This is a genomic window from Bacillus badius NBRC 15713 (assembly GCF_001591605.1).
GTDB classification, from domain to species: domain Bacteria; phylum Bacillota; class Bacilli; order Bacillales; family Domibacillaceae; genus Pseudobacillus; species Pseudobacillus badius.
This window is the reverse complement of sequence record NZ_BCVF01000066.1, coordinates 1-10,405: the sequence shown is the minus strand read 5'-3', so window position 1 is coordinate 10,405 and position 10,405 is coordinate 1. Positions and strand designations below refer to the sequence as shown.

The window sequence follows — 10,405 nt, the reverse complement described above, 5'->3', positions numbered from 1 at the left end:
TGGAAATCCACCGACCTCTTCTCTATTCTTTAAGTAATAAATAGTTTCTTTATCCTAACAATTATTTGTATAATGTGAATAACTGTTCTAGACGATGAAAGGAAGGATTGAACTTAGTGGTAAATAAAAGGTGGTTTCAAGCAGGGATCGCAATTGTGCTGATCCTGATCATTATTTTGCTGTTCAGGCAAATCAATGATATTTTTAACCCGCTCTTGATTGTAGCAGGCACAGTCTTTTTGCCTATGCTGATTGCCGGGGTACTGTTTTACTTAACACGGCCTGTTGTCAACTGGCTCGAAGGGAAAAAGCTTCCGCGCTGGGCTTCTATCTTAAGCGTGTTTCTTCTCCTCATTGTTGCTTTTTGGGTTTTATTTGCAATGATCGGCCCGATTGTTAATGAGCAAGCCGCACGACTGGCAAAAAACACCCCTCAAATGGTAAATGCTGCCCAAGACGCAATCAATTATTTAATGAACCAACGAGAAAGAATGCCGCAGTTCGTTATGCAGGCTCTTCAAGATGCAGAAGGAAAAGTCGAAGATTGGGCAATGACTTTCGGAACATGGCTCCTTACCTTTGTTCAAGGCTTGCTGCAAGCTGTATTCTTAACTGTTCTGGCACCTTTCTTCTTATTCTATATGCTCAAGGACAGAGAAAAATTTGCTCCTTTTCTAGCTAAATTTTTCTCAGGGCATCGCAGACAGTGGGTGCTGCGGACATTAAAAGACTTAGATGAAACGCTGCAGTCCTACATTCAGGGACAGCTGCTCGTCAGCTTTCTGGTCGGCGTCATGTTACTGATCGGCTATTTAATCATTGGCTTGGATTATTCATTAATTCTCGCTTTGATCGGCATGGCTACGAATATCATTCCTTTTCTCGGCCCGTACCTTGCCGTCACTCCAGCCCTGTTTGTCGCCTGGATTCAAGATCCGCAGATGGTGATTTGGGTGGCACTCATCATGCTGATTGCCCAGCAAATTGAATCAAACTTGATCTCGCCAAATGTCATGGGCAAAGCACTCGATATTCACCCGCTGACGGTCATCACCCTTATCTTAGCAGCCGGTAACATTGCTGGCATTTGGGGCGTCATTTTAGCGATTCCGGTATACGGGATCATTAAAACGGTTGTGGTGAACCTCTATTCAGCACGCAAGGAAATTAAAGATGCCGTGACCAAAGAAATATAAGATTGGCAAAAAGAAGCGCCTTCACTGCTGCACCAGGGCAATGAAGACGCTTTTCTTTGAGAGATTCCCTTAAACCTCATTCTCCTCTTCTTGTTCTTTGCATTCGAAGCATAAAACAACGCCATTCTCCTTGATCCCGTAAAAAAAACCGTCCAGGCAATAAAGGGCTCTCCCGCATTGTTGACAGGTCCCCACCTGTTCTCGCATCCTTGTTCTCCCCTTTCTTCATTGGCTCTTTATCGTCTGCTTTCCGCTTTCTCTGATGAATTTAGCCGCATTGCCTTTATATTTTTTGTATAATAAAAATGATGGAATAGCCTTATTATAAATGAAGAAAGCTAAGGAAAAAAATCAACTAAGAAGGAGATCACAGCTTGTGACAAAGCGAAATAAACTCTTAACCGCCTCCCTGCTTCTTGCTCTTCTCATATTTATCAGTTACGGCACCCTCACAGCCAATTCCAAAACAAATACTCCTCCCCCTGACGTAACCGTTTTCGTACACGGATATAAAGGAACAGCCGTTTCATTCCGCTCAATGCTGGAGCGTTTTGACAAAGAGCATCACTGGGGCAAGAAAGTCGTTACTTGCCGCGTGACGGCTGACGGCCAAGTTCTCCTGGAGGAATCAGGTCCTATTCCCGCAAGCGGCCGGTTATTTGTCCAGCTTATCTTTGAAAATAACCGGGCCAGTTTTGACGAAACAGCGCACTGGCTGTCTAAAGCATTGCATGCTTTAAAGCAAACCTATCAGTTTGAACAAGTAAATCTCGTCGGTCATTCGATGGGCGGCATTGTTTCCGTTCAATTTCTGGAAGAGTATGCAAAAAAGCCGGGCTATCCATTTATTCATAAGCTGGTCGTCATCGGCAGTCCTTTCTCCGGATTAAAAGACAAAGATTATTTAAAGAAAAATTCCGGACCCGCAGCGGCGGATTTAATGCCAAACTCAGGCGCCCTGCAGCAGCTTGCTGAACGAAAGTCCGCTTTCCCGTCCGACGTGAAAGTTCTGGCTATTGCCAGCACGGGAGATCAACTCGTTTCGACTAACAGTGTGCTCAGTTTAAAACAAATTGTGCCATCCGCCCATTTTCAAAAAGCCGTCATTTCCGATCGGAGTATCACCCACAGCGGCTTGCATGAAAGCGAAAAAGTCGATCGGCTGATCGGCCAGTTTTTATGGCAGGAATAACAGCAGAAAAAAGAGGCGCCCAGCTGGGCGCCTCTTTTTTCCATCAGGAGTTTTTACAGCCTGGCGAAAATCTCCTCACATACACACATAAGCGTTTGCTGGTCGGACAAACCTGTATAGCAAGCCTGCATTTTTTCTTTGCATCTTTTGCTTTCGGCAAGATAGCCGGTGCCCTTGTTCATGAACAACCGGTAGCGGCCGGCTATCTCTTGAATTTCTGCGGCAAACTTCTCGTCCGTACCCTCCGCTACAATCTCCTCGTATAAATCAATTATGCTATCAGTTGCTTTCTCGGGAAAATATTCGTGAGGCGCCGTGCTATCAAAAATAGCAAACCCGAGCTCACGGACAATGACCATATCAAGGCTGGCTGGGTCAAACCCGCAATGATACACCTCCACCTCGTATCCCTGCTCTTCCGCTGCTGCAGCAATCTTTTTCAGCATCGTCGACTTTCCTGTTCCGGCCCGGCCTTTAATAAAATATCTTTTTGCCAGTCCATCCGTTAAGTTGCCGACAAAATCAACGGCTCCTTCCGGCGTGGCGGCACCTAAAAAGCGGTGTCTTACCTTACTGGTTTTATTTTGTGAAGCTTGCGGAATTAACCGGGCGACCCACTCGCCGGCTAGTTCATTTGCCCTCTTCCTGTTAAGCCGCTGAATATAAATATCTTCCCATTCATCGTGGACAGCTAAGGCTTTTTGAAAACAAGCATAAGCATTTTGACGAGCGATCTCCGCCTGCTCTGCCAGCTGGAGCAGCTCCTGCTCTTTCTCTGCCGGAACCGTTGCCTTTCCGGGAATTTTCACATAGTGGACAGCTGGTCCAGAAACAGACGGAGCGAATTGATTTAGTAAAATAGCCGATTGCTTTTCCGCTGCAATAATTCCTTCCAGTTGCTCCGGGTTGCCAGGGCAATGCAAAAGCTCTGCGGCTGTATTCTCTTCTATCAGCCGGTCGGCAAGCAGCTTCAGACACGCGGCTCTCTCCGCCGGTGTGCCTCCGTCGATAAGGAACACCTGCTTGATCCCCTGGATATTCGACTCAAGCAGACTGTGCAGCCCTTTGGCTGTATTTCCCCTTGCAAAATAGTGAATCGTATTTCCGCTCATATTTGCACCTCCAGTAGTTTTGAAAGTGGGCCTCTATCAATATATGCAAAGGATCTTGTCCCTATGGCACATAAAAGCGGAATACGAATCTGCTGGCCTTTTTCCCGGCGTCCACGGAAAAAGGCGATTCACTTTATGACTTCATGAGCTGTCACTGCCTGTGTAACAGAAATTAAGTCAGCCGTTTTCAACTCCATTTGCTTTCCGATTTTTCCGGCACTGACCACTATACTTTCCCGGGAAATCGTACGGACATCGAGAAAGGTGGGATAAAGCTTTTTCATGCCGATTGGCGAACAGCCGCCTCTTATATAGCCGGTATATTTTTGAATGTCTTTTACAGGGATCATATCCAGCTTTTTAGCTCCTGCTGCTTTAGCCGCTTTTTTCAAATCCAACTCGGCGGCGACAGGGATGACAAATACATAAATCTGTTTATCTGTACCGATCGTCACCAGCGTTTTAAATACACTGTCCGCCTCTTTCCCGATTTTTTCGGCGGCGGATAGTCCGTCAATTTTTCCGTCAGCCGGATCATAAGAATACATCTCGTATGTTAATCCCGCTTTATCAAGTATACGCATCGCGTTCGTTTTTCCCTTCATTTCCTTTCCCTTCCTTCCCTCGCTAAAATAAGCCTGTTATGATAATTAGTATAAACGATTAATGAGATGGGGTGTAACTGTGGATCATATAACCGTAACATCGATTATGAATGTCATGAAGGAGTTTCTTCCGCCGCATACGTCCATTGCGGTCGCCGATTCGGAAAAATTCATTTATTACAAACCAAGCAAACTCGTTGACCTGCGTATTCGCCCGGGCGAGCCTTATAAGAAGGGCAGCGGGGCAGCTAAGGCCATCGCTGAAAAGCACGAAATATCCGAGTACATTGACAGCGATGTATATGGCATTCCTTATTATGCTGTATCAGTGCCGCTATTTAATGGCGCCCATGTTGTCGGAGCGGTCACAACTATTTTTCCGGCAAAGCCTTCTCCCATCGCCGCCAATTTCTTCACTGTTAAAGCGGAGGACTGCTGGTATCCGGTGTCTTACGAAAATATCGTCTATTTGGAAGCAGAAAATCGTAAAACAAAGGTACAGGCCGTAGGCGGCGAAGGGTACCATAAAATGAGTTTGACAGAGCTGGAATTTATGCTGCCCAGCGAGTTGTTTATTCGTGTCCACCGCTCATACATTGTGAACGTCAGCCACATCCAGGAAATTCAGCCGGACTCTCACTCTACTTTCCTGCTTGTAATGAAAGACGAGACAAAGATCCCTGTCAGTCAAACCTATTCAAGCTCGTTCCGAAAAGCATTGAATTATTAACTTCTGCTTCATGTTGCTTTTTTTCTGCTTTGCCGCTTTTTAAAGGCTTTTCATGCGAAAACGAATGAGCAGCCGTCCGAAGATTGATAGAATATTTAAAAAGCGGCAAAGGAGGATGTTCTATGAACTCACGTATCACTGAACAGCTGCGCAACATGGAATTACAAAAGAAAATTGTGTCAGCGGCCGAAGCAGCCTCATGGATCGAAGATGGCATGACTCTTGGTTTGAGCGGATTTACAAGAGCTGGAGATGCCAAAGCTGTACCGATGGCATTGGTCGACAAGGCGAAAGACGGCCCGTTCAAAGTCAATGTCTATACAGGAGCTTCTCTTGGATCAGATATTGATAAGCTAATGGCGGAAGCAGGTATTATACATAAACGCCTGCCGTTTCAGGCGGATTCCTCCATGCGCAGAAAAATTAACGAGCAAGAGTTGCTTTTTACTGATCAGCATCTATCGCATGTGGCTGAGATGGTTCGTTCTGAGGTACTGAATCCAATTGATTTTGCCATTATTGAAGCGGTTGCTATCACAGAAGAAGGAGAGATCATTCCTTCAACTTCTGTTGGAAACTCAACGATTTTTTTAGAAAAAGCGAACAGCGTTATCATAGAATTAAACCTTGCACAGCCGGCCGCCCTTGAAGGAATGCATGATATTTATGAGCCTGGAGAACAAGGAAAGCGCTTACCAATTGCCTTAACCTCTGTAGACGGGCACATCGGATCAACCGGCATGAAAGTGGACTTGGAGAAAATTAAGGGCATCGTCTTAACGAATGACTTAGATTCTCCCTCCACCATTGTGCCGCCGGATGAAGACACAGCTACAATGGCGAATCATTTAATCGAGTTTCTGCGGGAAGAAATCAGGGCAGGCCGGCTCACTAATCAGCTGGCTCCGCTGCAGTCAGGCATCGGCTCCGTTGCCAATGCCGTGTTGCATGGCTTGCTTGATTCTGAATTTGAAGAGCTGGAAGTATATTCGGAAGTGTTGCAAGACGCCGTGTTTGATTTGTTGGACAGCGGCAAAGTCCGGTTCGCCTCCGGCTGTTCGATCACTTTGTCTCAAGAAAAAATGAAAACAGTTTTTCCAAAGCTTGATCAATATAAAGACCAGCTTGTTTTGCGGCCGCAGGAAATCTCCAATCACCCCGAGGTGATTCGCCGACTCGGATTGATTTCCATCAATACAGCCTTGGAGGCCGACATTTACGGCAATGTGAACTCTACTCATGTCTGCGGAACCAAAATGATGAATGGCATCGGCGGTTCAGGAGACTTCGCCCGCAACAGCCGGCTGGCCATTTTTGTGACGAAATCCGTAGCTAAAAACGGAGATATTTCCAGCATTGTTCCTTTTGTCTCTCATGTAGATCATACAGAACACGATGTAGATGTATTAGTGACAGAGCAAGGCTATGCCGATTTGCGCGGCTTAGCCCCAGTGGAGCGTGCACGTCTTATTATTGAAAACTGCATGCACCCGCTTTATAAAGAGCAAATGACCGCTTATTTTGAAGAAGCGCTCGCACGCGGAGGGCAAACCCCTCATGTTCTGGAAAAAGCATTTTCATGGCACCTTAGCTATGCCGAAACAGGCACTATGCTGCAATCTGAGCCGGCTTCGCTAAGAAAATAAACGCCAACCCTTCTTTATGACGTCCGCTGGCGGGCTTCGGCATTGTTCAGCTGAAAAGCAACCCCATCTTTTCACCCTGAAAACGCGCTTTCGCTGAAACCGTCGGGCGTTTATTATACAAGCTTTGAAATTAACATTTGATGTAAACAGCTTCAGCCTGTAGATAAACTCAATGAAAATTGAAGTTTATCTACAGGCTTTTTAATTTTCTTGTAAATGGGGGCTGTTGCTTTCCATTCCAGGCTGCTTCGCTTTCCACAGGGCGGGCGGCGAGCCTTCTCAGCGCAAAGTGCCTGCCATCCTAATCAACAGAGTTGACAACATGAAGAGAGCTTAAAAAATGGTTGAGGCAGAGAATGCTTACTTTCGCGGCCATGGCTCTTAAGAAATAGCCTGAAGAATGAAACTTAGAAAGGTGTGTCATTTTTTCAGATGGCTCGACACCTGCCTAAAAAACAGAAAGAGGGCTGGAAGGCTCTCATTCCGAACCCTTTTTACTTATTTTTCATTGCCTTATTGGCCTTCCCCTCATGGTTCAATCTCACACAAACAAAAAACGGGCCTTTCCATAGGGAAAGGCCCGTTTTTTATTTATTTACCATTGCGGAACTTGATGACTCTTCGGCAGGAGCTGTCTCTTTCGGCTTCACATGGGCGGGATCTAATCCATGCCCAAGTGTGCCATATACATCTCCCCCCACAGGGTCCACGAGCTCGACTTGGTTGCTGTACAGCCGCGGCGTCTTATAGAGAGCAGCCAGCGCCTGAGGCATTGGCATTTCATGATATCTTTCCGGCCAGCGCTTTTTCAATTCCTCTTTCACGAGCGGATAGTATTTCGAGCTCATTCCTGGAAATAAATGATGCTCTGTGTGATAAGAGAAGTTAAAATGCAGGACATCCACCCACTTCGGCACGGTCACCGTTAAACTGTTAGCTAACGGATCATTGACCGGCACGAGCGGATTTAGCCTGTGGTTCGTCGCAATGTAAGCCATGACGATAAAGTTTGCAATCAGAAGCGGGATCAAAAAGGCAAACGTCCATTTTAATGGACCGATCAGCACTAAAAGCCCGATCCATGTCGCCCACGGAACAAGCAGCTGCATCCAGACGGACAGGCGTTTTTCCGGATTGAACTCTTTAATAAAACGCTTAAACATCCGCATGGAGTGCATGGTGAATGTGATAGCTAAAAAGGCCATACCTAAAAACCCGCGCACTGAAAGCGGGAGCCGGTAGAAAGGCTTCAGGATTTTGGCCTTCGAAAACTGCTCAATCGTCGGCCAGGCATCCGGATCTTTTTCCTCATCCTGGGTATGGCGATGATGGGTCATATTATGCCACTTCACCCATAGTTTCGGCCCAGTGCTTAACGGAAAAAATGCGATTCCCCCCGTCAATTCACGCAGCCAGGCTTTTCTCACGACCGTTCCATGGAGGATTTCGTGCCCCAAAAATCCCATAGCCGCAAAAGAAGTGCCTAATATAATAGAAATGGCTGTGTTTATCCAAATATTAAAATCCGTTAAACTAATTGTCAAAATCCCCGAGACAACCACCAGCAGGTAGGCTAAGCCTCCCCATAGCCGCTCAGGAGCAGGACTGAATGCTTTTTTTGGAAGGTGTGGTGCTACGCGAGCAGCATACCAGCCAAATGATTGAAGCTCCTTCAATTCGCTTTCCCTCTTTTCCACTATTGATCTGGTTATAAGCAATTGACTGACTTAACCTCTCTTAACTAGGGCTAATCGTATCACTTTATTTTCTAACTTGTCAATTAATTTATGACTTGGTATTAAAATCAAGAAATAGAACTTGGTCTTTAACGTTGATAGCAATTATTGTACATAGAGAAAGCATTTGATTTAAAATAAAGAAAAAACGTTTTCGCCGGAAAGGAAGAAAATGTGTGAAAAACTTTTCTCTTTACCGCATGTTTATTATTATCACCATGGCTGTGAAGTTCTTTTTGCAGGTTACTTTTTTCCGCAAAAGGCACAGGAAACGCTGGACCAGCCGAACAAACGAAAAATGGGAAGCACTATTAAAGCGCCAGGCTGCCGAATACCGGCAGACCGCGCTGCGCCTGGAAGGACTGCTCATTAAACTTGGACAGTTTTTAAGCACGCGCGCGGATATCATGCCTCAGGCTTTTATCGAGGAATTAGAAGATCTGATCGACCGGGTGCCCAGTGTGCCTTGGGAAGCCGCCAAAGCAGTCATGGATAAGGAATGGAACAAACCCTATGACTCCATTCTTGATGAAATCAGCGAGGAGCCTGTCGCTTCGGCTTCTATTGGACAAGTCTATAAAGGACGTCTGCCAAATGGCGCCACGGTTGCTGTAAAGGTTCAGCGGCCGGGAATTGAACGGATCATCTCCACGGACTTTAAAGCGATACGGATTGTGATGTGGCTGGCCGATCTTTTTACGCCCTTCGGCAAACAAACCGATCTGCCGGCTCTCTATAAAGAGATGGAAACGACGATCAGCCAGGAGCTGGATTTTTCTAAAGAATTGCAAAACGGCTTTTACTTTAGAAAAAGATATGAGTTATTTGATAAGATTAGTGTTCCTTTTTATTACGAAGAATATTCAACCAAAAAGGTGCTCGTCATGGAGTGGGTGGAAGGCGCCCGGATCACAGATCTGAAGTTTCTTGAGCAAAACGGCATCAACCGGCGCGACTTGGCCGCCCGGCTTGTCGAATTATTTTTAGAACAGCTGCTTCAGGAAGGCCGGTTTCATGCGGACCCTCATCCGGGAAACATTCTCGTTAAAAAAGACGGAACGATTATCCTCATTGACTTTGGAATGGTCGGCGAGATTCAGAAAAAGGATGCAGTCCATATCCGCCGGCTGGTAGAAGGAATTGTGCTTGAAGATTATGACCAGGTGCTGTCTGCGCTGGAGAGTTTGCGCTTTTTGCTTCCGGGGGCAGATCATGCACAGTTAAAAACTATCATTCAAGCGCTTGTAGACAATTATACAGAAAAGAACTTTGCCTCACCCGATGACTTTGTGGTTCAGAAGCTGCTGGCCGATCTCGAGAAAATCGTCAAAGAGCAGCCGATTCAACTGCCAAGTGAATTTGCTTTTTTCGGGCGGGCTGCCTCCACGTTCGTTGGCATTCTCTATATACTTGACCCTGATATTGATCTTTTGGAAGTTGGCAAACCGCTCATTTTTAAATGGCTGCAGGAAAATCCCGAACCCGGTCCAGCTTCCGGACAGCCGGCTTTTCAGTGGCTGATTCGTTCTTTCCGTCCTTTGCTGTCTGTTCCCCGCCAAATCCAGCAGACACTCGATGAACCTCGAAAATACAGGGAATGGCGGCAAGATTTTGAGAAGCATCGGCTTCAACATGACTTCCTATTATCTAAAAAACGGGATGCCCTCTTTTTTATCACATTCAGCTCCATCCTGACAGCTGCCGCGGCCTTTATGGAACAGCGGTGGTGGCTCTACGGAGGCGGCATACTTATCCTTATCAGCCTTCTCTATTACGCAGTCAACCTGCGTGCTCATCGGAGGCTGTTCAAGCGGATAAAATAGAAGGAACGATTGATAAAGCAGAAAAAAGCCTGGGAAACTCCCAGGCTTCAGTTTGCCTACAAAGGGTCCGGCAGGAGATCATTCTGAACTCCTTTTCGTTTTTTAGATGGTTTTCAAGTCATTTGAGAGAAAGATGGACCTCCCCGAGTAGATGATTTCTTGAGATTCATCGCAGCCAAAGTAAGCAGCACCTGCATCGGCAATTTCTTCAATCACTCTTCACGTTGTCCATCGTCTGTTCTATTTGCTGAACCGGATCATTCCCTGGCACAAGCTGATCCAGAGCGATTCTATCTATTTGGTCCTGTTGGACGGGATGGTGCTTCGAAAGCCTCTTCCTCACCTTAAGCTCTCTGTACAATTTT

The 10,405-nt window shown here is 46.1% G+C and carries 8 protein-coding genes; 5 read left to right on the top strand and 3 right to left on the bottom strand.

What is annotated here, in order from left to right; translation table 11 throughout:
• The first annotated feature begins 116 nt into the window (after nt 1-116).
• Together BBA02S_RS18995 and BBA02S_RS18990 are read left to right on the top strand one after the other, a co-directional pair.
• Nucleotides 117-1,196, top strand: coding sequence for an AI-2E family transporter (locus BBA02S_RS18995; RefSeq protein WP_041095509.1), 1,080 nt, complete (start codon nt 117-119; stop codon nt 1,194-1,196).
• Between the two features lie 376 nt (nt 1,197-1,572).
• Nucleotides 1,573-2,388 (top strand): alpha/beta fold hydrolase, encoded by an 816-nt coding sequence (locus BBA02S_RS18990; RefSeq protein ID WP_041113820.1) that lies wholly within the window; start codon nt 1,573-1,575, stop codon nt 2,386-2,388.
• Nucleotides 2,389-2,441: 53 nt separating this feature from the next.
• Here BBA02S_RS18990 and BBA02S_RS18985 read toward each other — a convergent pair whose 3' ends face one another.
• Together BBA02S_RS18985 and ybaK are read right to left on the bottom strand one after the other, a co-directional pair.
• A complete protein-coding gene (locus BBA02S_RS18985; RefSeq protein WP_041113821.1) occupies nt 2,442-3,500 on the bottom strand; it encodes an AAA family ATPase in 1,059 nt (352 codons plus the stop codon).
• A 128-nt stretch (nt 3,501-3,628) separates the two neighbouring features.
• On the bottom strand, nt 3,629-4,105 hold the full coding sequence (gene ybaK / locus BBA02S_RS18980; protein WP_041113822.1) for a Cys-tRNA(Pro) deacylase: 477 nt from the start codon (nt 4,103-4,105) through the stop codon (nt 3,629-3,631).
• A 79-nt stretch (nt 4,106-4,184) separates the two neighbouring features.
• Here ybaK and BBA02S_RS18975 point away from each other — a divergent pair, with 79 nt between their 5' ends.
• Both BBA02S_RS18975 and BBA02S_RS18970 read left to right on the top strand, forming a co-directional pair.
• Nucleotides 4,185-4,835 (top strand): LytTR family DNA-binding domain-containing protein, encoded by a 651-nt coding sequence (locus BBA02S_RS18975; protein ID WP_041095517.1) that lies wholly within the window; start codon nt 4,185-4,187, stop codon nt 4,833-4,835.
• Between the two features lie 122 nt (nt 4,836-4,957).
• Nucleotides 4,958-6,481, top strand: coding sequence for an acetyl-CoA hydrolase/transferase family protein (locus tag BBA02S_RS18970; protein ID WP_041095518.1), 1,524 nt, complete (start codon nt 4,958-4,960; stop codon nt 6,479-6,481).
• A 587-nt stretch (nt 6,482-7,068) separates the two neighbouring features.
• Here BBA02S_RS18970 and desB read toward each other — a convergent pair.
• A complete protein-coding gene (gene desB, locus BBA02S_RS18965; RefSeq protein ID WP_041095519.1) occupies nt 7,069-8,157 on the bottom strand; it encodes a Delta(10) desaturase DesB in 1,089 nt (362 codons plus the stop codon).
• Between the two features lie 236 nt (nt 8,158-8,393).
• Here desB and BBA02S_RS18960 point away from each other — a divergent pair, with 236 nt between their 5' ends.
• Complete coding sequence (locus tag BBA02S_RS18960; RefSeq protein WP_041095520.1) at nt 8,394-10,040, top strand: ABC1 kinase family protein; 1,647 nt, start codon at nt 8,394-8,396, stop codon at nt 10,038-10,040.
• The last annotated feature ends 365 nt before the right edge of the window (nt 10,041-10,405 follow it).